General features: G+C 70.0%; 21 protein-coding genes and 1 tRNA gene. 13 read left to right on the top strand and 9 right to left on the bottom strand.

Going from position 1 to position 24,112, the window contains the following annotated elements; all coding sequences use genetic code 11:
- Positions 1–2: 2 nt before the first annotated feature.
- The 6 genes from ACGFX9_RS16390 to ACGFX9_RS16415 form a co-directional block, all read right to left on the bottom strand.
- Positions 3–1,463 carry a penicillin-binding transpeptidase domain-containing protein gene (locus tag ACGFX9_RS16390; RefSeq protein ID WP_393471391.1) on the bottom strand — a complete coding sequence of 487 codons (1,461 nt, stop codon included), beginning with the start codon at positions 1,461–1,463 and terminating at the stop codon, positions 3–5.
- Positions 1,460–2,830 (bottom strand): FtsW/RodA/SpoVE family cell cycle protein, encoded by a 1,371-nt coding sequence (locus tag ACGFX9_RS16395; protein WP_393471393.1) that lies wholly within the window; start codon positions 2,828–2,830, stop codon positions 1,460–1,462. Before ACGFX9_RS16395 ends, ACGFX9_RS16390 begins: the two co-directional genes overlap by 4 nt.
- Before the next feature lie 63 nt (positions 2,831–2,893).
- Complete coding sequence (locus ACGFX9_RS16400) at positions 2,894–3,250, bottom strand: SH3 domain-containing protein (protein WP_393471396.1); 357 nt, start codon at positions 3,248–3,250, stop codon at positions 2,894–2,896.
- Positions 3,251–3,379: 129 nt separating this feature from the next.
- Positions 3,380–4,681 carry an ATP-binding protein gene (locus tag ACGFX9_RS16405; protein ID WP_393471399.1) on the bottom strand — a complete coding sequence of 434 codons (1,302 nt, stop codon included), beginning with the start codon at positions 4,679–4,681 and terminating at the stop codon, positions 3,380–3,382.
- The gene (locus ACGFX9_RS16410) at positions 4,678–5,475 is read right to left on the bottom strand and encodes a hypothetical protein (protein WP_393471402.1); all 798 of its coding nucleotides are present in this window, start codon (positions 5,473–5,475) and stop codon (positions 4,678–4,680) included. The genes ACGFX9_RS16405 and ACGFX9_RS16410 overlap by 4 nt, the downstream gene beginning before the upstream one ends.
- A gap of 79 nt (positions 5,476–5,554) precedes the next feature.
- On the bottom strand, positions 5,555–5,869 hold the full coding sequence (locus tag ACGFX9_RS16415; RefSeq protein ID WP_393471405.1) for a hypothetical protein: 315 nt from the start codon (positions 5,867–5,869) through the stop codon (positions 5,555–5,557).
- Between the two features lie 227 nt (positions 5,870–6,096).
- Here ACGFX9_RS16415 and ACGFX9_RS16420 point away from each other — a divergent pair, with 227 nt between their 5' ends.
- Positions 6,097–6,900, top strand: a complete 804-nt coding sequence (locus tag ACGFX9_RS16420) for a nuclease-related domain-containing protein (protein WP_393471408.1) — start codon at positions 6,097–6,099, stop codon at positions 6,898–6,900.
- 435 nt (positions 6,901–7,335) lie between these two features.
- Here the strand turns inward: ACGFX9_RS16420 and ligD are convergent, their stop codons facing one another.
- Positions 7,336–8,256 (bottom strand): non-homologous end-joining DNA ligase, encoded by a 921-nt coding sequence (gene ligD, locus ACGFX9_RS16425; RefSeq protein WP_393471411.1) that lies wholly within the window; start codon positions 8,254–8,256, stop codon positions 7,336–7,338.
- A gap of 102 nt (positions 8,257–8,358) precedes the next feature.
- Between ligD and ACGFX9_RS16430 the strand changes: the two genes are divergently transcribed.
- From ACGFX9_RS16430 to ACGFX9_RS16440, 3 genes are all read left to right on the top strand, one after another.
- Positions 8,359–9,429 (top strand): Ku protein, encoded by a 1,071-nt coding sequence (locus tag ACGFX9_RS16430; protein ID WP_393471414.1) that lies wholly within the window; start codon positions 8,359–8,361, stop codon positions 9,427–9,429.
- Positions 9,430–9,516: 87 nt separating this feature from the next.
- Positions 9,517–9,783 carry a type B 50S ribosomal protein L31 gene (locus ACGFX9_RS16435; protein ID WP_393471418.1) on the top strand — a complete coding sequence of 89 codons (267 nt, stop codon included), beginning with the start codon at positions 9,517–9,519 and terminating at the stop codon, positions 9,781–9,783.
- Positions 9,784–9,878: 95 nt separating this feature from the next.
- Positions 9,879–11,282, top strand: a complete 1,404-nt coding sequence (locus ACGFX9_RS16440) for a DUF1254 domain-containing protein (protein WP_393471421.1) — start codon at positions 9,879–9,881, stop codon at positions 11,280–11,282.
- A 24-nt stretch (positions 11,283–11,306) separates the two neighbouring features.
- On the opposite strand, the gene ACGFX9_RS16445 is transcribed toward ACGFX9_RS16440, so the two are convergent.
- Positions 11,307–11,969: a DUF4232 domain-containing protein gene (locus ACGFX9_RS16445; RefSeq protein ID WP_393471424.1), complete on the bottom strand. Its 663-nt coding sequence runs from the start codon at positions 11,967–11,969 to the stop codon at positions 11,307–11,309.
- Positions 11,970–12,480: 511 nt separating this feature from the next.
- Positions 12,481–12,552 (bottom strand) — tRNA-Arg (locus ACGFX9_RS16450).
- 149 nt (positions 12,553–12,701) lie between these two features.
- Here ACGFX9_RS16450 and ACGFX9_RS16455 point away from each other — a divergent pair.
- From ACGFX9_RS16455 to rpmE, 9 genes are all read left to right on the top strand, one after another.
- Complete coding sequence (locus tag ACGFX9_RS16455) at positions 12,702–13,211, top strand: response regulator (protein ID WP_393471427.1); 510 nt, start codon at positions 12,702–12,704, stop codon at positions 13,209–13,211.
- A 251-nt stretch (positions 13,212–13,462) separates the two neighbouring features.
- Positions 13,463–14,557, top strand: coding sequence for an ArgS-related anticodon-binding protein NrtL (gene nrtL / locus ACGFX9_RS16460; RefSeq protein ID WP_393471430.1), 1,095 nt, complete (start codon positions 13,463–13,465; stop codon positions 14,555–14,557).
- An 84-nt stretch (positions 14,558–14,641) separates the two neighbouring features.
- Positions 14,642–16,033: a diaminopimelate decarboxylase gene (lysA, locus tag ACGFX9_RS16465; RefSeq protein ID WP_393471433.1), complete on the top strand. Its 1,392-nt coding sequence runs from the start codon at positions 14,642–14,644 to the stop codon at positions 16,031–16,033.
- Positions 16,034–16,175: 142 nt separating this feature from the next.
- Complete coding sequence (locus ACGFX9_RS16470; protein ID WP_393472458.1) at positions 16,176–17,465, top strand: homoserine dehydrogenase; 1,290 nt, start codon at positions 16,176–16,178, stop codon at positions 17,463–17,465.
- 6 nt (positions 17,466–17,471) lie between these two features.
- The gene (thrC, locus tag ACGFX9_RS16475) at positions 17,472–18,530 is read left to right on the top strand and encodes a threonine synthase (protein ID WP_393471436.1); all 1,059 of its coding nucleotides are present in this window, start codon (positions 17,472–17,474) and stop codon (positions 18,528–18,530) included.
- 268 nt (positions 18,531–18,798) lie between these two features.
- Positions 18,799–19,716: a homoserine kinase gene (thrB, locus tag ACGFX9_RS16480; protein ID WP_393471438.1), complete on the top strand. Its 918-nt coding sequence runs from the start codon at positions 18,799–18,801 to the stop codon at positions 19,714–19,716.
- A 373-nt stretch (positions 19,717–20,089) separates the two neighbouring features.
- Positions 20,090–22,189 carry a transcription termination factor Rho gene (rho, locus tag ACGFX9_RS16485; RefSeq protein WP_393471441.1) on the top strand — a complete coding sequence of 700 codons (2,100 nt, stop codon included), beginning with the start codon at positions 20,090–20,092 and terminating at the stop codon, positions 22,187–22,189.
- 318 nt (positions 22,190–22,507) lie between these two features.
- Positions 22,508–23,629: an LCP family protein gene (locus ACGFX9_RS16490; protein ID WP_393471444.1), complete on the top strand. Its 1,122-nt coding sequence runs from the start codon at positions 22,508–22,510 to the stop codon at positions 23,627–23,629.
- Between the two features lie 172 nt (positions 23,630–23,801).
- Positions 23,802–24,023 (top strand): 50S ribosomal protein L31, encoded by a 222-nt coding sequence (gene rpmE / locus ACGFX9_RS16495; RefSeq protein WP_249587748.1) that lies wholly within the window; start codon positions 23,802–23,804, stop codon positions 24,021–24,023.
- Positions 24,024–24,112: the final 89 nt, after the last annotated feature.

Below are 24,112 nucleotides of genomic sequence, written 5' to 3' on the forward strand. Positions count from 1 at the left end.
CCTCAGCCGCCCCTCAGCACCGCCTCCATCACCGCCTTCGCGACCGGCGCCGCGCTCCCGCCGCCGCTGATGTCCCCGCGGTCCGCCGCCGCGTCCTCCACCACCACCGCCACGGCCACCGAAGGCTCGGCCTCGCCGGATCGCTGGGCCCAGGAGATGAACCAGGCGTAGGGAGTCCCGGTGTTGTCCACGCCGTGCTGGGCCGTGCCCGTCTTGCCGCCGACCGTCACGCCGGGGATCGCCGCGTTGCCGCCGGTGCCCTTCTCGACGGCGTCGGTCATCAGCTCCCGCAGCTGCATCGCCGTGGCCGGGTTCATCGCCTGGTGCAGGGACTTGTTGCCGGTGTTGTGCACCACGTCGCCGTCGTCCGTCGTCGTCTCGTCCACCAGGTGGGGGGCCTCGACCGAGCCGCCGTTGGCCACCGCCGCCGAGACCATCGCCATCTGCAAGGGGGTCGCCCGGGTGTCGTACTGGCCGATCGAGGAGAGCGCCAGCTGCGCGTCGTCCATGGACGTGTCGAAGTTGCTCGCCGCCACCGCCGACGGGATCTTCAGACCGTCGTCGTTGAAGCCGAAGTTCCGCGCCGTCCCCAGCATGTCGCTCAGCCCGATGTCCGCGCCCAGCTTGGCGAAGAACGTGTTGCAGGACCATGTGAAGGCGTACCGCAGGGTCGCGTTCGTGCAGCCCTCGACCTCGTTCGTCAGCTGCGTGGTCGTCCCCGGCAGCGTGTAGGGATTGGGGGACTTGGTGCGGGCGTCCAGGTCGGTGACCGTGCCCGCGTCCAGCGCCGCCGCTGCCGTCACCACCTTGAATGTGGACCCCGGCGGATACGTCTGCCGGATCGCCCGGTTCAGCATCGGCTTGTCGGCAGCGGCGTTCAGTGACGCCCAGGACCGCGCCACCGACGCGCTGGTGCCCGAGAGCCGCTCGGGGTCGTACGAAGGCGTGCTGACCAGGGCGAGGATCTTGCCGGTCGACGGCTCGATCGCGGCGACCGCGCCCTTTTTCCCGCCGAGCCCCGCGTACGCGGCCTGCTGCGCGGCTGCCTTGATGGTCGTCCGCACCATGCCGCCCGGGTTCTGGGCGCGGGTGATGTCGTTCCAGAGGGGGAGCGGGGCGAGCATCGGGTCCGTGCCGGAGAGGATGTCGTCCTCGGCGTTCTCCAGGAGGGTCGTGCCGTAGACCTGCGAGGCGTATCCGGTCACGGAGGCGTACAACGGGCCGTTCCTGTACGTCCGTTCATAGCGGAGCTGCTCCCCGGTGTCCTTGGAACCGGTGACCGCGCGGCCGTCGACCATGATGTCGCCGCGCGGCTGGCCGAAGCGGGTGATGGCCTGGCGGCGGTTGGCGGGGTTGTCGTCGTAGGTTCCGGACTGCACGACCTGGACGCGGGTCGCGTTCACGAGCAGGGCGATGAGCAGCAGGGCGCAGAACGCGGCGGCATGGCGGATATACCTGGTCACGCGTGCTCCTTCGGGGGGCCGACCGGCTGGCCGCGGGCCGAGTCGCTGACCCGGATGAGCAGCGCCACGATGATCCAGTTGGTGACGACCGAGGAACCGCCCTGTGCCAGGAACGGCATCGCCATGCCGGTCAGCGGAATGAGCCCGCTCACCCCGCCCGCGATCACGAACACCTGGAGCGCGACGATCGAGGCGAGCCCCACCGCGAGCAGCCGCCCGAAGGCGTCCCGCAGGGCAAGGCCCGCCCGGTAGCCGCGCTCCACCAGGAGTGCGTAAAGCAGGAAGATCGCGGCGAGCCCCGCGAGGCCTAGCTCCTCGCCCGCCGTCGCCAGGATGAAGTCGGACTTGGCAGCGAAGCCGATGAGGATGGAGTGCCCCGCCCCGAGCCCGGTGCCGAGCATCCCGCCGGCCGCGAACGCGAAGAGGGACTGGGCCAGTTGGTTGGGTCCCTCGCCCGCGTCGATCGAGGCGAAGGGGTGCAGCCAGTCCTCGACGCGGCTGTGCACATGGGGTTCGAGCGAGCCCACCGCGAACGCGCCGAACCCGGCGAGCAGCAGGCCGACCGCGATCCAGCCGGTGCGGCCCGTGGCGACGTACAGCATGATCACGAAGAGCCCGAAGAAGAGCAGCGAGGTGCCGAGGTCCCGCTCAAGGACGAGGACCCCGACGCTCAGGAGCCAGATCGCGACGATCGGGCCGAGCACACGGCCGGTCGGCAGTTGCAGCTTCGTCAGCTTCCAGACCGTACGGCCCGTGTAGGCGAGCGCGTTGCGGTTGGCGGAGAGATAGCTGGCGAAGAAGACCGCGAGCAGGATCTTCGCGAACTCGCCGGGCTGGATGGAGAATCCGCCGATCCTGATCCAGATGCGGGCACCGTTCACGGCCGGGAAGAAGATCGGCACGATCATCAGGACCAGCGCGGCGACGACGCTGATGTACGCGTACCGCTGGAGGATCCGGTGGTCGCGCAGGATGACCACGACGGCGATGAACAGGGTCACGCCGACGGTGGACCAGACGAGTTGCGTGGGCGCCGCCTCGTCGCCGGGGGTCTCCAGGTCGAGCCGGTAGATCAGGACGAGCCCCAGGCCGTTGAGGAGCACGGCGATCGGCAGGAGCAGCGGATCGGCGTACGGCGCGCGGAAGCGGATCGCGAGATGGGCCAGGAGCGCGAGCACCCCGAGCCCGGCGCCGTAACCGGCGGCGCCGGGCGGGACGGTGCCGTTCTTGGCGAGGCCGACGCCGCAGTAGCCGTACACGGAGAGCAGGACGGCCACGACGATGAGGGCCACTTCGGTGCCACGGCGCCGGGGTAGGCGAACAGCGGGGACGGTAGGTGGTGCCGAGCCCGCTGTTGTTCCGGTCATGCCCGGAACGTAGCAAGCGATAGGCTCCGATGTCCGCTTATGTCACCGTGTGCTGGCGGTGCGTCAGCACCACCGCGGCGCGGGCCCGATGTTGGCGATGTAGTGCGCGGCGCCCCAGGCCCAGGTGCCGTCGGTGAGCAGATACCAGCGGTTGTTGTTGCTGACGCGGCTGCCGGTCGTCTTGCAGAAGATGTGGACGATCTTCCCGTACCGCTCGGTGCGGACCACCCTGCTGCCCCGGGTGGGCGAGGTGCGAAGGAGCAGTCCGTGCTTGGCGGTGACGCGGCCCTTGTAGACGCGCGGGTTGTGGCCTGCGTCGTCGGCGGCGACGGCGGGGCCGGTGACGGTGAGCGCCGCGAGTGCGCCGCCGGCCACGAGTATGCCGAGCCGGGTGAGGGTCGCGGTGGGCCGAAGGGACATGGGGCCTCCTCTGAGGAAGGGACGGGTGTGATGCGACCCGTGGGCCGAAACACATGGGTCATAGGCCGCAATTCACAGTAAAATCGGCACGCTGCGCGCGCAAAAGGTCACGCGGCGTCAGACCGCCCGTCAGACCGCCCCGTCGGCATCCCTTGCACCGGCCCCCGCGGACTCCTCGTACGGCAATGTCAGCGTCGCCACCGCCCCGCCGTCCGCCGCGTTGGCGAACGAGAGCCGCGCGCCGAGCACCGCCGTCTGGCCCAGCGCGATCGTCAGGCCGAGCCCGTGCCCCTTGGTCGTGCCCTCCGTGCGGAACCGCTGCGGCCCGTGTTCCACCAGGTAGTCCGGGTATCCCTCGCCGTGGTCGCGCACGGAGACCGCGGGCCCGTCGACGGTCACCACGATGGGTGGCCGCCCGTGCTTGGCCGCGTTGGCGATCAGATTCCCGAGCACCCGCTCCAGACGCCGCCGGTCGGTCACCACACAGACGTCGCGTACGAGGACCAGCTCGGCGTCGACCCCCGAACCCCGCACCGCGCGCTCGGCCAGTGGGGCGAGATGGTGGTCGTCCAGGTCCACGTGCTCGCTCTTCGCGTCGAGCCGGGAGATCTCCAGGAGGTCCTCGGTGAGGGTGCGCAGGGCGGCGACCCGGTCGCGCACCAGCTCGGTGGGGCGGCCCGGTTCGAGCAGCTCGGCCGCCGCGTGCAGACCGGTCAGCGGGGTGCGCAGCTCATGCGCCACGTCGGCGGTGAACCGCTGCTCGCTCTGGAGCTTGCCCTGGAGCGAGGACGCCATCGTGTCGAGGGCGCCGGAGACCGCCGCCACCTCGTCCTGGCGGCGGGAGGGCTCGCGGGTGCGCGGGTCGTTCACGCGGGCGTCGAGATCGCCCGCGCTGATCCGGCGGGCCACCCGCGCCGTCTGGTGCAGGCGCCGCGTCACGCGCGTCACGGCGAACGCCCCGACCAGGAGCGTCGCCCCGATCGCGAGCACCGACGAGCCGAGGATCGCGCGGTCGAGGCCGTCGATGGTGCGGGCCCCCTGGGCGTAGTCGACCTGGACGGCGATGGCGCGCCCGCCGGTGGCGGGACCCGCGGCCCACATCGTCGGCCGGGAGTCCCGCGCGCCGACCATCGTCCCGCGCTCACCGGCCACCGCGAGCTCCCGCAGCCGCACGGGAAGCCCCGGCGGATCGACGCCCGCTCCTGGGCCGAGGTCGTCGCCCGCCTGGAACGCGTCGGTGGCCTCGCCGAGCCGGGTGAGGGCGTGGTCGCGGGCCTGGCCCACGGTCTGGTCGGTCACCGAGACGTGGACGAGTGCGCCGAGCAGCGCGGCGAGCGCGCAGCACATGACGGTGATGAAGACCGCGGCCTTCCAGGTCAGCGTCGCCGTCCAGGCGGGGAGCCGCGGCCCGCGCGGCAGCCGGCGGCTCATGGGGTGCCGCTCGCGGAGTTCGCGGAAGGCGTGGTGGAGGGGGCGGGCTTCGCGCTGGGCGTGGGCTCGGACCTCTTGCGTCCGAGCTTCCCCGAGGGCGCGTTCGAGGAACGTACGATCTCGTCCGTCGTCGGCAGCATGGCCCCACGGTGGGAGTCCCAGGACCAGACGGTGCGGTACTCGTACCCCTTCATGCCCGAGACGGCCCGGACGATCACGTCACGGCCGGAGAGCTCGACGCCGAGCACCGCGTCACCCATGTCCATGATCTGCGTCAACTGCCGCTTCTCCATGGCGTAGGCGCGGATGTCGAGGTTCTCGGCGTGCCCCCGGGCGAGCCGGATGCCGACGATGAGGTCGTCCTTGCCGTCGCCGGTGAGATCGCGGTAGTAGGCGTTGAGTACGGGACATTTGCCGGTGCCGGTGTCGACCCCGGCGTGGGCGTGGGCGTCGTCGCACGCCTTGAGCTGCTGGACGGTCTGCTTGTAGACCGCGTCCGAACGGCTGTATATCCCGGGATTCTTGTCGAAGTCGGCCTTGGTGACGGTGACCGGATCCACCTTGTGCAGATCCCCGCCCGGCACGTCCACGCCCTTGACCGGCACGCTCTCCACGGTGCCGTAGTCCTCGGCGGGCGCCGAAGGGGGCGGCAGCTTCGGCCACAGGCGGGTGGGCGCCTGGGCGGTGGGCGTCGCTCCCGCGCCGCGCAGACCCCCCGGGTCGCCGCAGCCACCGGCCAGCAGGGCTGCGGACAGGACGAGGACCGCGGTGAGCGCGAGACGGCTGCGGTGCACTGCACTCCTGCCAGGGTGATGTCGTCGGTGCGGTGACCACCTTATGGGTGGGGAAGTTCTTTTTGCTTCGGGAGACGACTCAGGCGTCGGTGCGGCCGCGGCGCAGCATCGCGTACCCGAGACCGGCCGCACCGGCCGCCGCCATGGCGCCACCGGCGGCGAGGAACGCCGGGTCACCGCTGTGGAACCCCTCGGTGCCGGTGCCGCCCTGGGGTGCGGCTTCGCCCTTGGGCGCCACGTGGACCTGTCGCGCGTCGGGAGCGACCGTCCTCGTGCCGTCGACCCGCGCGGGCGAATCCGCGACCGCGGCGACGGCGGGCAGGAGGAACGCACCGCCGCCGACGGTGGTCACGGCTGCGGCACGGAGGAGGGAGCGGCGGCGGTAGGTGTTCACGTGCGGTCCTTATGGGTGGCGGTTACGGCCTACGGCAAGTACCTATAAGGCTAGATGTCCGCTATTGCGGCAATTACTCATTTACGTAACGGTCGGCCGTCCCCCCGGAGGCGGTGCTGTCACGAGCGGCTCATGGCTCAGCTCGTGGCTCAACTCCCTTCCGCGACGCCCAGGTTCTTGCCCAAGGCATGTCCTTGCTGCTCCCATGGTCGGTGGGGTGATGGTGCATGAGCGGACTGCGCGTCATACCGGCCTGGCGGCACGGGCAGGAGCGGCTGTACGTATGTCTCGCGGACGGCAGGAACGTGGCGTGGTACGACAGGGAGTCGTCCCGCGTGAACCTGCTCGGCGAGGACCGCAGGGAGGACGTCCTGCGCGTCCTCGCACCCTTCCTGACCGGCAGCTACTCGATCGGCCCGCCGCCCGTCCCGACCGCCGCCGAGCTGGCCCGTCTCGCCCTCCATCCGGACGACGACCTCGCCCCGAACCGCCCCGGCGAGACCCTCCTGATCGCCCTTGACCGCGAACCGCCTCCCGCCCGCAGGCTGCGCGCCGACCCACGTCAGCGGGCACTCACCGCCGAGCAGGCCGTCGGCGAGGTGCTCGACGGCCTCGAAGGCGCCGGCTGGCGCACGCTGCACTCGGTCCCGCTGCCGGGCGGCGCCCGTATCCATCACCTCCTGATCGGCCCCGGCGGCCTGTTCAGCGTCCACACCCTCCCCGCCCGCAAGCAGCGGGTGCGCGTCGCCGACCCGATGGTCGTGGTCGGCCGCGCGGACCCGCGTCCACTTCTGAGGGAGATCCGCGCCGACGCCGACCGGGCGTCCTTCGCGCTGACCGCCGAGATCCGCCCGGTCCTCGCCCTGGCGGGGGCGACGGACCTCCACGTCACGGAGCCGCCGCGCGCGGTGCGGATCGTGCGCGAGGAGGAGGTGTCCTCGCTGGCGGGCATGGGCGGCGTACTGAAACCGGCCGATGTGGAGGCGCTGCACGCGATGGCGCGTGACCGGCATACGTGGCTGCGGGTGTAGGCGGTGCGGGCCAGGCCCTGCCCCGCCTCAGCTGGATGTCGGCGTGATGTCCTCGCTCCCGTCTCCCATCACGTATCTTCGCGACACGCCCGCACGGGGCACATGCGCACTCTTCGCGAGGGCGGCACGTGTCGCACATGGGGCAGGTCTTTTCGCGTCGCTTGTAGCACCGGTCGCAGGTGTCCGGCCTGGAGCCGTCGGCCCGGGCGACGATGGGAACGATCTGCCCGCAGACACCGCACAGGCGGGCAGGGCTGGAGTAGCAGCCGCCGCAGACCGGCCCGTCAGAGGTCAGGGCGTTGACCTTGGGCGAACAGGTCTGGCAGAGGCTGGTGCCGTCGGGCAGGCGAAACACTCCAACAGGTCGCATAACGCCGTCGAGCATGGTGCCGGCTGGCAGCTGCGCCGCGGCCTCGGCGAGTAGGCCCAGCGTGATCACGACCGGGCCTTGCGGGGGAGGGGGCGGGCCCGGTTCGGGTCGTTGAGGGGGCTCAGGAGGTCCCCGTGCCGTTGCAGGCGGGGCGCGATGTCGTCGGCCAGGAAGACGAGCTGGGCCGCACTGCCGCACTCTTCGACTTCCGCCCAGGTCACCGGGGTGGAGGCGGTCGGTTCCTGGCGGGCGCGGAGGGTGTAGGGGGTGGCGGTCGTCTTCGCCGCGGCGTTCTGGCTGAAGTCGACGAAGACCTTTCCGGGGCGCAGGCTGCGGATCATCCGGTGGACGACCAGCTCGGGCAGCTCGGCCTCGGCCTCCTTGGCCAGCACCTTCGCGTACGCGGTGACCTGCTCGGAGGCGGTCGGCTCCAGAGGGCAGAGCAGGTGAAGGCCCTTGGAACCGGAGGTCTTGGCGTAGGCGTGAAGACCGTCAGCCGCGAGCCGGTCGCGCAGCCAGAGGGCCGCCCGGCAGCACTCCACGATGGTGGCCGGGTCACCGGGGTCCAGATCGAGGACGAGCCGGTCGGCGAGGCCGGGGGCGTCGGTCAGCCACTGCGGTGTGTGGAACTCCGTCACCAGATTGGCGGCCCACATGAGGCTGGGCAGGTCGTTGATGACGATCTGCGGGGCGTTCGTTCCAGTGCTCTGCCGGACGTCCCTGTCCGAGCGCGGTACGTCGGCGGTGTGGACCCAGACGGGGGTGCCCGGCGGCACGTTCTTGGCGAAGAAGCGCTGGCCGTCGGGCCCGTCCGGGAAGCGGAGGAAGGAGACGGGCCGGTCGCGGAGATGGGCGAGGAGAGCCCCGGCGGTACTGGCGTAGTAGTGCAGCATCTCGCCCTTGGTGAAGCCGGATGCCGGGTACAGCACCTTCTCCAGATTGCTGAGGGCCAGTCGCCGCCCCTCCACCTCCGTGATCGGCGTCATACGATGAGAATCCCACGAATGGGCACAAACCACCCAAAGCCTTGCTGAACCCCGACCACCCCCCTTGGGTTGTCGATCCCCGCCTGCTGAGAGGTGCATGACGTGCGATCCATATGGAACGGTGCGATCTCCTTCGGGCTGGTAAGCATCCCGATCAAGGTCGTGAACGCCACCGAGAACCACGCGATCTCCTTCCGGCAGATCCATATGGAGGACGGGGGCCGGATCCGCTATCGCAAGGTGTGCGAGCTGGAGGAGAAGGAGGTGACGTCCGCCGAGATCAGCAAGGGGTACGAGGACGCGGACGGCTCGGTCATCCCGATCTCGGACGAGGATCTGGCGGCGCTGCCGATCCCGACGGCCAAGACGATCGAGATCGTCGCCTTCGTCCCCGAGGAGCGGATCGACCCGCTGCAGATGGAGACCGCGTACTACTTGTCGGCCAATGGGATCCCCGCCGCCAAGCCGTACACATTGCTGCGGGAGGCACTGAAGCGCAGCCGGAAGGTGGCGATCGCGAGGTTCGCCCTGCGGGGCCGGGAGCGGCTGGGGATGCTGCGGGTGGTGGACGACGTCATCGCGATGCACGGGCTTCTGTGGCCGGACGAGATCCGCGAGCCGGAGGGGGTGGCCCCCGACTCCAAGGTCACGGTGCGGGACGCGGAACTGGACCTGGCGGACGCGCTCATGGACACGCTGGGGGAGGTCGACATCTCCTCCCTCCACGACGACTACCGCGCGGCGGTGGAGGAACTCATCGCCGCCAAGGTCGAGGGCGTGACTCCCCAGGAGGCGCCTGCCGATGAGGAGCCGGGCGGGGGCAAGGTCATCGACCTGATGGCGGCGCTGGAGAACAGCGTGCGCGCGGCGAAGACGAAGACGGCTCGGGGCGGGGACAGCGGGAGCGGCGAATCGGTGGCGGAGGTGAGGCAGCTACAGCGGGGCGGCGGCAAGAAGAAGGCGGCGCCCGCGCGCAAGAGGGCCGCGGCGGAGCCGAAGGATGTGGGCGGCAAGAAGTCGACGTCTTCGACGCGGTCGACGAGGACGGCGGCGAAGTCCCCGTCGAAGGCGACCAAGTCCACTTCAAAGGTGACGACGAAGAAGACAGCGGCCACCAAGACGGCGACGAAGACGGCGAAGAAGGCTGCTCCAAAGAAAAGAACATCGGCGTAGGGGCCGATCGGCGTAGGGAAGGGCGGCGGTACCCCGCCTGGCGCCCCCGGACTCGCCGGAGCGCACGGACGCGGCGACCCTTGGAGGATGACTCAGGACAACGCGAACTACCGCCCCGTGGTGTTCAGGGACCGTTCGGCGGGCTACGCCTTCCTCACCCGTTCCACCGCCACCAGCGACCGGACGATCGAGTGGGACGACGGCGAGACGTATCCGCTGGTGGAGGTGGAGATCTCCTCCGAGAGCCACCCCTTCTACACGGGCCGGGCCCGCGTAGTGGACTCCGAGGGCCAGGTGGCCAAGTTCGAGCGCCGCTACGGCGACGACCAGGCACCCCCGGACGACAAGGACTGATCCAGCCGTCCGCCTGGCGTGTCCGACCGCGCCACGCCGCGTGGAGCGGCAGGAGTGGCAGGAGGGGTGCGGCGGCCCGACCATGGCCTAGAACCTTGATCGCGTACGAGCTTGACCACGAGAAGGCGGCGGGCATGACCGACGGCACGATCGACCTCCAGGCGCTGGCGGCCGAGGCGTACATCTACGGCTGCCCGCTGGTGGTCGACCTCGACGAAGTCGACCGCTTCTCCCGGGCGGGCAGGGGCCCGGTACCTGCCGCGCCGCTCAACGAGTTCAGCCACGCCGACCGGCCCGCGGGCCCCGACGACACCCTCCCGGGCGCCGACCACGACACGATCCACTCGGTGGCACAACTCGACCTGTCCGGCGGCGCCCTGCTCCTGACGGTGCCGGACACGGCAGGCCGCTACTACGTCCTGCAGTTCGTGGACGCGTGGACCAACAACTTCGCGTACGTGGGCCGCCGCGCCACCGGCACGGGCGAGGCCAGCTTCCTGCTCACGCCTCCGGGCTGGGACGAGGAGGTCCCACTGGGCGCCACACAGATCGCCGTACCGACCGAGATGGCGACGATCATCGGACGGTGGGCCTGCACAGGGCCTGACGACGTGGAAACGGTACGAGCGCTACAGGAGGACACGCTCCTGGAGCCCTACTGGACGGCGACGGGCGAGCCGCGAGGACTGCCCACGCACACGTACGTCCCGGACAACGAACCGGAGCTGCTCTTCTACGAGAAGCTGCGGGCGAGGATGGCCGCCTTCCCGCCGGCCCCGGCCGACCTCACGTACCAGCAACGGTTCGCCCCGCTGGGCCTGCTGGACATGACGAGCCCGTACGCCCAGCCGGATCCGGAGCTGGCGGAAGCGCTGCGGGCGGGTTACGCGGCGGGCAGAAGGAAGGTCGAGGAGACGTCGGCGGAACTTGCGGACCAGCGACAGAACGGCTGGAACCTGAGCTACCACGCCTTCGACTACAACGCCGACCACTTCGAGGTGGGCACGCACAAGGGCCCTCAATGGGTCTACACGGACAGGGAGTTGGGCCGCCAGATCCGCGCCGCGTCAACCCACACCGAGCTCTGGGGAAGCCACGCCTACGAGGCGGCGACCGCGACGACGTCAACGGACGCCGACGGCCGGCCCCTGAACGGCGACCAGCCCTACACCTTGCGCTTCGAGAAGCCACCACCGGTGGACGCGTTCTGGTCACTGACGGTGTACGACGAGGAAGGCCGCCTGACCGCCAACCCCAGCGACGCCGACCCCATCGACCGCTACTCGCTGGGCGACGCCACCCCGACGCTGACCCACGAAGACGACGGTTCCCTCACCCTGCACCTACAACCGCAACGCCCCACAGAAGACAAGTCGGCCCCCAACTGGCTCCCCACCCCCACGGGCGGCTTCCGCACGACCCTACGGATGTACACGCCGCGGGCCGCGCTCTTCGAGGGGACGTACGAACTGCCGTCGGTGGTACGGGGACAGCCCTGACGCGGTGAGCGGACCGCTCGGGTGCTACTGCTTGCCGGTGCCGACGGGGTCCACCCGCACCTGGTCGCCGGCGTCGGCGCCGACCGGAAGGCGCAGGTCGGCCGAGAGGGCCTTGGAGTGGGTTTCGTTGGGCGGGGTGACGACGATGGCGCTGACGTACACGCCGGAGCCGCCGCTGTCGTTCGACGGGTAGTGAAGGGTGAACCGGGTCGACTCACCGGGCTTGACGGCAACGGCCGGGGCGGCGAGCTTGCTGCGCTTGGCGCTGAGGGGCCCGGAGGCGTCCTGGGACCTGAGGTCAACTCCGGGAAACCCCTTGAGCGAGCAGGAGTCGCCACCGTTGTTCTTGAGGCTGACCATGAGCGTGCCCTCAGCCATACGGTGAGAGGTACTGAAACCGAGGTCGGCGGTCTTGCAGGGCCCGGTGGTGACCTGCCCGTTGCCGCTGCCGTTGCCGCTGCCGCTGCCTTGGGCGGCTTCGGTGGCGGTGGAATCGTCGCCGGTAGTCGCGGCGCCCTGGTCGGATGCGCTGCTGCCGCCGGACTTCTCGGACGAGGAGGAGGACGAGGCCGAGGCCCCATCCCCGGAGCCACCCTTGCTCGCATCGGAGTCGCCCCCGCCGCCTTGGCAGGCGGTGAGGGAAAGCCCCGTGGCAAGGGCGAGGGCGGTGAGGTACTTGGCGCGCATAGTTTCTCTTCCTTCGTGCGAGCGAGGGTTGTTGATCACCAGGACACGCACACCCCACAAAACCGTTCCGCACCCCCACTCCCTGATACGTGCCCGTTACACGCGCTTGCAGAGCACGACCGGCAGCCCTTCGCCCCCTGAGTTGCCGAGACATTGCCGACCTTCAAGGTCGGCGCCGGTCGGCAGTCCCGGCGGTATGTCACCCCCACGAGCGACGTCAGGTTCGCGACGCACCGCTCGGCATTCATCATCGAGCCCGGCACCGGACGGCCCCGGCTGGGAGGCGCCACTTCCCACAACGGCGCCACGCTGCGCTGGCTCCAAGCCGACGACAGCCCGCACCCCCTGACGCTTACGTTGGCCGAGGGTCAGGATCCCGCCCACGAACGCCCGACCAGGCCTCGCCCACGGCGACTTCGGGTGGCATACGGCAGCACACGCCTGTAGATACGCGAAGACCCCGGCCTCAGCGTTTCCGCTGGTGACGGGGTCTTGGGCACCTGATCAAAGGTGCCCCCGGCAGGATTCGAACCTGCGCACACGGCTCCGGAGGCCGTTGCTCTATCCCCTGAGCTACGGGGGCGTGTCGGCGCGGCGTGCGCGGCGACGTGTAGAACCCTACCAGCTCCTAACGGCTCCCCATGAACAGGTATTTCCGCACTTCCGTGGGCGTGGGGGCCGTCGCGTCCGCACCCTGCGTCCCGTGCGTCGCCCTTGGCTCCCTCGCGCGGGGTGGAAGTGGGGAAAAGCCGGACGCGGCGGTGGGCGCGGACCTACTCTCGAGTTGTGTCAGGTGCGTCCGGCCGCGTGCTTGTTGTGGACGACAACAAGGTCATCCGGCAACTGATCAGGGTCAACCTCGAGCTGGAGGGCTTCGAGGTCGTGACCGCGGCTGATGGTGCCGAGTGCCTGGATGTGGTGAACCAGGTCAGGCCCGATGTAGTCACCCTTGACGTGGTGATGCCCCGTCTTGACGGGCTGCGTACCGCCGCCCGGCTCCGTGCCGATCCGCGTACGCGCAATCTGCCCCTCGTTATCGTCAGTGCCTGTACTCAGTACGAGGTCGAGAACGGGCTCGAGGTCGGGGTGGACGCCTTCTTGGCCAAGCCCTTTGAACCTTCCGAACTCGTGCGGTGCGTACGGCAGTTGATGGAGCGCGGTGGGGGTGGGAGCGACGCGCTCGGCGGTGAGTGCGGGGCCGCCCCCGGCGAAGCGGAGCGTGCGGGGAGGGCTGGGGGGTAACCCACCCCCCCCACCGCCGACGGACCTACCCCGCCCCTCGGCACATGCGGGCAGTAGCAACGACCGGCCCGGCGCCGGGCGCTGCCAGAGCTGAGCCCGCGAGGGTCACCCCTCGCGCTGAGCCCGCCGGTCCTGTACTCGCCCGGGCACCCCGCCCCCGCTCGCCCCGGCACCCCGCCCCCCGTCCACATCCCGGACCATCCGCTAAACCAGGTCGCGTCCCTACCCCCCTCCTCCCATACGCTTGTCCCGTGACCCCCGTCGAGCTCTCCCGCACCGTGCTGCGCGCCATGCGTCGTGCCGTCGATCAAGGTGAGCTCCGTGACGTGGCCATGCCCAGTCGCGTCGTCGTTGAGCGGCCCCGGCCCGGCGGATGCGGGGACTACGCCACCAACGTCGCCCTGCAGGTCGCCCGTGCCGTCGGGCAGCCGCCGATGCGGGTCGCCGAGATTCTGGGCCCCCGGCTCGCCGAGGAGCCCGGCATCGGGGCCATCGACATCACCGGGCCCGGGTTCCTCAACATCACCCTTGAGGCAGCTGGGGAGCGGGAAGGGCCCTACGGCGGCAGTGCCGGCGCCGATCTCGTGCGCGACGTACTCGCCCGCGGTGCCTGCTACGGGCACATCCACCCCGACACCGGCGCCCTCCACCAGCTCCACTTCCCCCGCGAAGTCCGCGCCGCCGTGCTGGCCGACTCCCTGCGCCGCATCCTCCGCTCCCAGGGTGGCCTCGTACGCACCACCTGCGAAGAAGCCCCGGATCCCGGCTGGGCCGCCCTCGGCGTACGCGTCGACGCCCACGGGAAGCCGCCGGCCCCGATGCCGACCCTCCGGCCCGTCCCCGCCCCGGCCGACCCCGCCCCCCTCGGCCGCGACGCCGCCCGCTGGGCCCTGCTGTTCCCCGCCGCCCACGACCGGCCCCGCATCAGCGACGAGCATCTGCTGCAGCGCGCGGAGAACCCCCTCTTCCGGGTGCGGTACGCCTACTCCCGCACCCGCGCCCTCACCCGCAACGCCACCACCCTCGGCTTCGACAGCACCCCGGGGGACGCCGCCCCGCACCCCGAGGGATCAGCCCCCACCCCCCGATCCGCCCCCCTCCTGGACGCGATAGCCGCCCACCCCCGCATCCTCGCCGCCGCCCAGCACCGCGCCCCCGACCGGCTGGCCCGGCACCTCATCGTCACGGCTGACGCTCTCCTCGCCTTTCAGGCCTCCGTCCTGCCGCTCGGTGACGAGAAACCCTCGGCCGCCCACCGCGCCCGGCTCGCGCTTGCCGAAGCCGCCGGGACGGTGCTCGCAGGCGGCCTGTCCCTGCTCGGCATCAGCGCACCCGAGTACTTGTGACACGCGAAGACGCGACTGACATGACTGACATGACTGACGCGACGACGTGATCGACGTGACTGAAGTGAGAGAGACGACCGCGACATGAGCCGTTCCGCACACCCCGCCGGGCCCCGCCACGCCGACGTAGTGCCCGAGGGGCACTACACCGCCCCGGCCGACGACCTGAACTCCCTCGATCCGAAGGTCTGGGCACAGACCGTCGAGCGTGGCGCCGACGGTGTCGTCAGCGTCGGCGGCATCGAAGTGACCCGGCTCGCCGAGGAGTTCGGCACCCCCGCCTACTTCCTCGACGAGGCCGACTTCCGTGCCCGCTGCCACGCCTGGCGCGGTGCCTTCGGCGCCGACGCCGACGTGTTCTACGCGGGGAAGGCCTTCCTCTCCCGTGCCGTCGTCCGGTGGCTGCACGAGGAAGGGCTCAATCTGGACGTGTGCAGCGGCGGCGAACTCACCACCGCCCTCGACGCCGGCATGCCCGCCGACCGCATCGCCTTCCACGGCAACAACAAGACCGTGGAAGAGATCGAGCGGGCCATCGACGTCGGCGTCGGGCGCATCGTCCTCGACTCCTTCCAGGAGATCGCCCGCGTCTCGCACATCGCCGAGCGGCTCGGCAAGCGCCAGCCCGTGCAGATCCGTGTGACCGTCGGCGTCGAGGCCCACACCCACGAGTTCATCGCCACCGCCCACGAGGACCAGAAGTTCGGCATCGCCCTCGCCGGGGGACAGGCCGCCGAGGCCGTGCGGCGCGCGTTGCAGCTCGACGGGCTCGAGCTCATCGGGGTGCATTCCCACATCGGGTCGCAGATCTTCGACATGGCCGGGTTCGAGGTCTCGGCCCGCCGCGTCGTTCAGCTGCTCGCCGAGATCCGTGACGAGCACGGCGTCGAGCTTCCCGAGATCGACCTCGGCGGCGGCCTCGGCATCGCCTACACCTCCGACGACGACCCCCGCGAGCCGCACGAGATCGCCAAGGCGCTCGGCGAGATCGTCACGCGCGAGTGCGAGGCCGCCAACCTGCGTACGCCTCGTATCTCCGTCGAGCCCGGTCGCGCCATCGTCGGTCCGACCGCCTTCACGCTGTACGAGGTCGGCACGGTCAAGCCGCTCGAAGGTCTGCGTACGTACGTCTCCGTCGACGGCGGCATGTCCGACAACATCCGTACCGCGCTCTACGACGCCGAGTACAGCGTCGCCCTTGTCTCGCGGACGTCCGACGCCGAGCCCATGCTCGTACGCGTCGTCGGCAAGCACTGTGAGAGCGGCGACATCGTGGTGAAGGACGCGTTCCTCCCGGCCGACCTCGCACCCGGAGATCTGATCGCCGTGCCCGCGACAGGCGCGTACTGCCGTTCCATGGCGAGCAACTACAACCACGCTCTTCGTCCGCCGGTCGTCGCCGTGCGGGACGGGGAAGCGCGGGTCATCGTCCGGCGCGAGACGGAGGAAGATCTCCTGCGGCTCGACGTCGGCTGAGGAAAAAGCGGCCCGTGCCGCGTCGGCCGATGAAGTATCGGCCAATGAAATACATGTCTCACGATCCGGACAATGGTTAGAAACTCAGTTCCGGTGGGTGAGACTGGTCCCACTGTAGATGTATGAGAAGTGAGGTCGGATGATGCGTACGCGTCCGCTGAAGGTGGCGCTGCTGGGCTGTGGGGTTGTCGGCTCAGAGGTGGCGCGCATCATGACGACGCACGCCGACGACCTCACGGCCAGGATCGGCGCCCCGGTGGAGCTCGCCGGGGTCGCCGTCCGCCGCCCCTCGAAGGTGCGTGAGGGAATCGATCCTTCCCTCATCACCACCGACGCGACCGCGCTGGTCAAACGTGGGGACATCGACGTCATCGTCGAGGTCATCGGCGGCATCGAGCCCGCCAGGACCCTCATCACCACCGCTTTCGAGCACGGCGCATCCGTCGTCTCCGCGAACAAGGCGCTCATCGCCCAGGACGGCGCCGCGCTGCACGCCGCGGCCGAGCAGCACGGCGGGGACCTTTATTACGAGGCCGCCGTCGCCGGCGCCATTCCGCTGATCCGGCCGCTGCGCGAGTCCCTGGTCGGCGACAAGGTCAACCGGGTTCTTGGCATTGTCAACGGGACCACCAACTTCATCCTCGATGCCATGGACACCACGGGTGCCGGGTATCAGGAAGCCTTGGATGAGGCCACCGCTCTCGGGTACGCCGAAGCCGACCCGACCGCCGACGTCGAAGGCTTCGACGCCGCCGCCAAGGCCGCGATCCTCGCCGGTATCGCCTTCCACACGCGCGTGCGTCTCGACGACGTCTACCGCGAGGGCATGACCGAGGTGACCGGCGCCGACTTCGCGTCCGCGAAGCGCATGGGCTGCACCATCAAGCTCCTCGCCATCTGCGAGCGCGCCGCCGACGGCGGGTCCGTCACCGCGCGCGTGCACCCCGCGATGATTCCGCTCAGCCATCCGCTGGCGTCGGTCCGCGAGGCGTACAACGCCGTCTTCGTCGAGGCGGAGGCCGCCGGACAGCTCATGTTCTACGGGCCCGGCGCGGGCGGTTCGCCCACCGCGTCGGCCGTCCTCGGCGACCTCGTCGCCGTCTGCCGGAACAAGCTCGACGAAACCACCGGGCCCGGCGAATCCGCGTACACCCAGCTGCCCGTGGGCTCCATGGGCGAGGTCGTCACGCGGTACCACATCAGCCTCGACGTAGCCGACAAGCCGGGTGTCCTCGCCCAGGTCGCGACGGTCTTCGCCGAGCACGGCGTATCGATCGATACGGTCCGTCAGACGGGCAAGGACGGCGAGGCCTCCCTCGTCGTCGTCACCCACCGCGCGCCCGACGCCGCCCTCACCGGCACCGTCGAGGCGTTGCGGAACCTCGACACCGTGCGTGGTGTCGCCAGCATCATGCGGGTTGAAGGAGAGTAACCAGCAATGACCCACCAGTGGCGCGGAATCATCGAGGAGTACCGGGACCGTCTTCCCGTCTCCGGCACCACGCCGGTCGTGACGCTCCGCGAGGGCGGCACGCCGCTCGTGCCCGCGCAGGTGCTCTCCGAGCGCACGGGCTGCGAGGTGCATCTCAAGGTCGAGGGCGCCAACCCGACCGGGTCCTTCAAGGACCGCGGCATGACGATGGCGATCACGAAGGCCAAGGAGGAGGGCGCAAAGGCCGTCATCTGCGCCTCCACCGGCAACACGTCGGCCTCGGCCGCCGCCTATGCCGTACGCGCCGGGATGGTCTGTGCCGTCCTGGTGCCGCAGGGCAAGATCGCGCTCGGCAAGATGGGCCAGGCGCTCGTCTACGGCTCGAAGATCCTCCAGGTCGACGGGAACTTCGACGACTGCCTGAACCTCGCGCGCAGCCTCTCCGAGAACTACCCGGTGGCGCTGGTCAATTCGGTCAACCCGTTCCGCATCGAGGGCCAGAAGACCGCGTCGTTCGAGATCGTCGACGCGCTCGGTGACGCCCCCGACATCCACGTCCTTCCGGTGGGCAACGCGGGCAACATCACGGCCTATTGGAAGGGCTACAAGGAGTACGCCGCCGACGCGGTCTCCACGCGTACTCCCCGCATGTGGGGCTTCCAGGCCTCCGGTTCCGCGCCCATCGTGCGTGGCGAGATCGTCAAGGACCCGTCGACCATCGCCACCGCGATTCGCATCGGCAACCCCGCGTCCTGGCAGTACGCGCTCGACGCCCGCGACGAGTCGCACGGCTTCATCGACGAGGTGACGGACCGTGAGATCCTGCGCGCCTACAAGCTGTTGGCGTCCCAGGAGGGTGTCTTCGTCGAGCCGGCGTCGGCCGCCTCCGTCGCCGGTCTGCTGAAGGCCGCCGAGCAGGGCAAGGTCGACAAGGGGCAGCGAATCGTCTGCACCGTCACCGGAAACGGCCTCAAGGACCCCGACTGGGCCGTCGCGGGTGCGCCGCAGCCGGTCACGGTTCCGGTCGACTCGGCCGCCGCGGCCGAGCGTCTGGGTCTGGCGTAACCGTCCCCGCCGGGGGTATCCGAAGACGGACGGCGGGCATAACCGCCTGGAAAACCCGCAACTCCGCATAGGGGGTGCACAGGGGGCTTACGACACGCATCGTGCGCCTCCTGTGCGCCCTATGTCGCCACAGAACCTTCCTTCGATAGGCTGTACCGAACCCGCCCCGCCGCATATGCCGCGGTGCTGCCGCAGAGCGGCCTTCGGGTAGTGCCTCATCACGTGGCAAGTCCTCAAAAGATCGCAGCTCAAGGAGAGTCATCGAGCGATGGCCGGTCCCGCGTTCCGCGCCGCCGCCGTCCGGGTGCGCACCCCCGCCACCAGCGCCAACCTCGGCCCGGGCTTCGACGCCCTCGGCCTGTCGCTGGGTCTGTACGACGACGTCGTCGTACGGGTGGCCGACACCGGACTGAACATCGACATCGCAGGTGAGGGTGGCGAGACGCTCCCGCGCGACGAGTCGCATCTGCTTGTACGTTCCCTGCGCACCGCCTTCGACCTGCTCGGCGGACAGCCGCGCGGGCTCGAAATCGTCTGCGCCAACCGCATTCCGCACGGCCGGGGCCTCGGCTCGTCGTCCGCCGCCATCTGCGCGGGCATCGTCGCCGCCCGCGCCGTGACGATAGGCGGAGACGCCCGGCTCGACGACAACGCCCTCCTTGAGCTCGCCACCGAGATCGAGGGCCACCCCGACAACGTCGCCGCCTGTCTGCTCGGTGGCTTCACGCTCTCCTGGATGGACGGGGGAGCGGCGCGGGCGATCAGGATGGAGCCGGCGGATTCCATCGTTCCGGTGGTCTTCGTGCCCGGAAAGCCCGTCCTCACCGAAACCGCGCGCGGACTGCTCCCGCGCACCGTCCCGCACGTCGACGCGGCCGCCAACGCGGGCCGCGCGGCTCTGCTCGTCGAGGCCCTGACCAGGCGCCCCGAGCTGCTGCTTCCGGCCACCGAGGACCGCCTCCACCAGGAGTACCGCGCGCCCGCCATGCCGGAGAGCGCAGCTTTGGTGGAACGCCTGCGCGCGGACGGTGTCCCGGCCATGATCTCCGGCGCGGGACCCACGGTCCTCGCGCTGGTCGACCAGAGTGCGGCGGACAAGGTCGCACGCCTTGCGGGAGAGGGCTGGGCGGCCAATCGTCTGGCCCTCGACGCGACGGGCGCGAGCGTGCTTCCGCTGGCGCCCTGACACCCGGTAGCCGGATAGAAAGAGGGGGAATGTTTGTTGGATCCGGTAGTGTTAACCTCAAGTCTGCACCCGACCCCACCATGGCGAGGTGCTTCGTGTCCCCGTCCGGGACATCCATCCTTCCGGGAGCCTCCCAAACTGCTCTGTGCCCCGCACTGAGCGGTGCCGAGCACGCTCCGGAACCGGCGTGACCGAGCCGAGTGACACCGCACCTCAGTGGCACCTCACCGGGACTCGCCATCACCAGTGAATTCTTCCGCCGCGCGTTGGCGGACCTCCGCCCCGGCACGGTCCACACACCAAAGGACCTCCGGACAGCACAACCGGTCGCCGAGCCAGACAGGCCGACGTCCGCTCCAGGGAAGGACCCTTCGTGAGCGACACCACCGATCTGATGGGCGTGACTGCCGACACGCCCGCCACGGACGCCTCTGCGGCGCCTGCCACCGGTGCTTCGGCCGGGTCCCGGCGGCGCCGCGGCACCGGCCTCGATGGCATGGTGCTGGCGGAACTGCAGCAGGTCGCATCAGGCCTCGGTATCAAGGGCACCGCGCGCATGCGCAAGAGCCAGCTGATCGAGGTCATCAAGGAGGCGCAGGCCGGGGGCTCCCCCGCGAAGAGTGCCGCGCCTTCCGCTTCGTCCGCCGAGGCCGAGACGAAGCCCAAGCGCCGCGCGACCTCGAAGGCCCGGACGGGCGAGGACACCGCGGCGAACTCGACGAGCGCGGACAAGGGCGCCAAGGCGAGCAAGGCCGACAAGGCGGAGCAGACCGCGGGCGCCAAGGCCGATGAGGCCGTCGCCCAGCAGCAGATCGACATCCCGGGCCAGCCCGCGGGTGCCGACAAGGGTGAGCGCCGCCGTCGCCGTGCCACCGCCGACGCGGGCAGCCCCGAGACGGTCACCGCCGAGGCCAAGAGCGAGCAGAAGTCCGAGCAGCAGTCCGAGGCCAAGGCGGACGCGCCGTCCGAGGCCAAGGGTGACGGCTCCGGCGACAACAACGCCGACGGTCGCCGCGAGCGCCGTGACCGTCAGGGCCGTGGCCGCGACCGCGACCGTCGTGGCAACAAGGGCGACGAGCAGCAGGGCGGCAACCGCCAGCAGGGCGGCGGCCGTCAGGACCGCCAGGACAGGGGTGACCGCGGCGACCGCCAGGACCGCGGTGACCGCCAGGACCGTCAGCAGCGGGACCAGCGGGACAACGGCCCGCAGGACGACTTCGACGACGAGGCGGGTGGCCGTCGCGGCCGCCGTGGCCGCTACCGCGACCGCCGTGGCCGTCGTGGCCGTGACGAGTTCGGCGGCGCCAGCGAGCCGCAGGTCGCCGACGACGACGTACTGATCCCCGTCGCGGGCATCCTGGACATCCTCGACAACTACGCGTTCATTCGTACGTCGGGCTACCTGCCCGGACCGAACGACGTGTACGTCTCGCTCGCCCAGGTCCGCAAGAACGGTCTGCGCAAGGGTGACCACGTCACCGGCGCCGTCCGTCAGCCCAAGGACGGCGAGCGCCGCGAGAAGTTCAACGCGCTCGTCCGCCTCGACTCGGCGAACGGCATGGCGGCCGAATCCGGGCGCGGGCGACCGGAGTTCAACAAGCTGACGCCCCTTTACCCGCAGGACCGGCTCCGTCTGGAGACCGACCCGGGTGTGCTCACGACCCGGATCATCGACCTCGTCGCGCCGATCGGTAAGGGCCAGCGTGGTCTGATCGTGGCCCCGCCGAAGACCGGCAAGACCATGATCCTTCAGGCGGTCGCCAACGCGATCACCGTCAACAGCCCCGAGTGCCACCTGATGGTCGTCCTGGTCGACGAGCGTCCGGAAGAGGTCACCGACATGCAGCGGTCGGTGAAGGGCGAGGTCATCTCCTCGACCTTCGACCGTCCGGCCGAGGACCACACCACGGTCGCCGAGCTGGCCATCGAGCGCGCCAAGCGCCTCGTGGAGCTGGGTCACGACGTGGTCGTGCTGCTCGACTCCATCACCCGTCTGGGCCGTGCGTACAACCTGGCGGCCCCGGCCTCCGGGCGCATCCTGTCCGGTGGTGTCGACTCGACCGCGCTCTACCCGCCGAAGCGCTTCTTCGGTGCGGCGCGCAACATCGAGGACGGCGGCTCGCTGACCATCCTGGCCACCGCGCTCGTCGACACCGGCTCGCGCATGGACGAGGTGATCTTCGAGGAGTTCAAGGGCACCGGCAACATGGAGCTCAAGCTCGACCGGAAGCTCTCGGACAAGCGCATCTTCCCGGCGGTGGACGTCGACGCGTCCTCCACCCGTAAGGAAGAGATCCTGCTCAACAGCGAAGAGCTCGCGATCGTCTGGAAGCTGCGCCGGGTGCTGCACGCGCTCGACTCGCAGCAGGCCATCGAGCTGCTTCTCGACAAGATGAAGCAGACGAAGTCGAACGCCGAGTTCCTCATGCAGATCGCGAAGACGACGCCGACGCCGGGCAACGGCAACGACTAGTCCCCATCGCCGCGAAGGGCCGCCCCCGTCATTCGACGGGGGCGGCCCTTCGTCGTGGGCCACCCCGGACGCGCGGAATGACCTTGGCCACACGGCTAAGAGATTTTTACGGTCACGGGCAGTAGCCCAGGGGCGGGAAAACCCGCAGGTGAGGAGCTGGAAGGGCGGGCAGAGGTGCACTATGCGTCACGAGTGCGCTCCGGGGCGCTCATAAACCGCTGTGCAACCCTTCTTTCGGTTTCGACGTCTGACCAGTGACGACAAACCGCGCCTGACCCTGAAAGCAGGGGGTACCCGACCGCGAGGACTGAGGAGCACATGAGCGACGAGAGCGCATCCGGGGATACGAAGCCGAAGCGGCACCGAGGTGGTGGCGGACGGCGTCGTAAGCCGCGCGAGAAGCGCAGCAAGGTCCTCGTCGTCACCGCGTGGACCGCGGCTTCGGTGGTCGTCCTCGGCGGTGCGGGCCTCGGCGTCGTGTACTTCAAGCTCAACGGCAACATCAAGGGCGTCGACATCAACGCGGCGCTCGGCACGGACCGCCCCAAGGACGTCGACAACGGCTCGCAGGACATCCTCGTCCTCGGCTCCGACTCCCGCTCCGGCGACAACGCCAAGTACGGCAAGGACGAGGGCGCCGCCCGCTCGGACACGGCGATGGTCGTGCACGTGAACAAGGGCCACAAGAAGGCCAGCGTCGTCTCGATACCCCGCGACACCCTGATATCCCGCCCCGAGTGCAAGACGGACGACGGCGGGACGGACCCGGGCGGTCAGCGGCAGATGTTCAACACGGCGTACGAGGTCGGCGGACCCGCCTGTGCCGTCAAGACCGTCGAGAAAATGTCCGGCATCCGGATGGACCACTACGTGGAGGTCGACTTCACGGGCTTCAAGAAGTTGATCAACACTCTTGGCGGTGTCGAGATCACCACCAAGAAGGCGATCAACGACAAGGACAGCCACCTCAACCTCAAGGCCGGCAAGCACCAGCTCACCGGCGAGCAGGCCCTCGGCCTCGTCCGTACCCGGCACGGCGTCGGCGACGGCAGTGACCTCGGCCGCATCCAGCTCCAGCAGGCCTTCATCAAGGCCCTGATCAACCAGGTCAAGGACGTCGGCGTCTTCAGCAACCCGAAGAAGCTGTACGACCTGGCGAACGACGCGACCAGCGCCATCACCACCGACTCCGACCTGAACGACGTCAAGAGCCTCGCGGGCTTCGCCGGCGGCCTCAAGGGCATCGGCGCGGGCGACATGAAGATGGTCACGCTGCCCATCCAGTACGACCCCAGCGACCCCAACCGCGTCCTGCCCCTGGAGAAGGCCGACCGGCAGGTCTGGGCCGCTCTCAAGGCCGACAAGGCCATCCCCAAGTCCGCCACCGAGAAGTCCGCGGGCGACAAGGGTGACGCGAGCGACGTGGTGAGCAGTAACTGACGGTGTCCCGAGAACGCCGTATCGCGACGGCCGGAACCCTCCGGGAATACTTCCGCCCCCACCCCGGTTTGGGCAGATGCGACCCGTCCTGGCAGACTGGTACGTCGGCCCCGGTTCACGTACGAGCAATCCGCGCGTACGACCCGGCGCCCTCCCGAAACTAGGAGACACCTTGAAGCGCGAAATCCACCCCGAGTACGTCGAGACGCAGGTCAGCTGCACCTGTGGCGCGGAGTTCACCACCCGCTCCACGATCTCCAGCGGCACCGTGCGTGCCGAGGTCTGCTCCGAGTGCCACCCGTTCTACACGGGCAAGCAGAAGATCCTCGACACCGGCGGCCGTGTGGCCCGCTTCGAGGCCCGCTTCGGCAAGGCTGCCGCCGCCAACAAGTAGCGAGCCACTGCGCCGGTCTTCGGCCGCCCCCGGGAGGGGGCGGTTGGGACCGGCGCTTTGCCGTCTGACGCAGCAGCCACCTTCGCGTA

The sequence above is a fragment of the Streptomyces sp. NPDC048436 genome, from assembly GCF_043200355.1.
Lineage (GTDB): Bacteria > Actinomycetota > Actinomycetes > Streptomycetales > Streptomycetaceae > Streptomyces.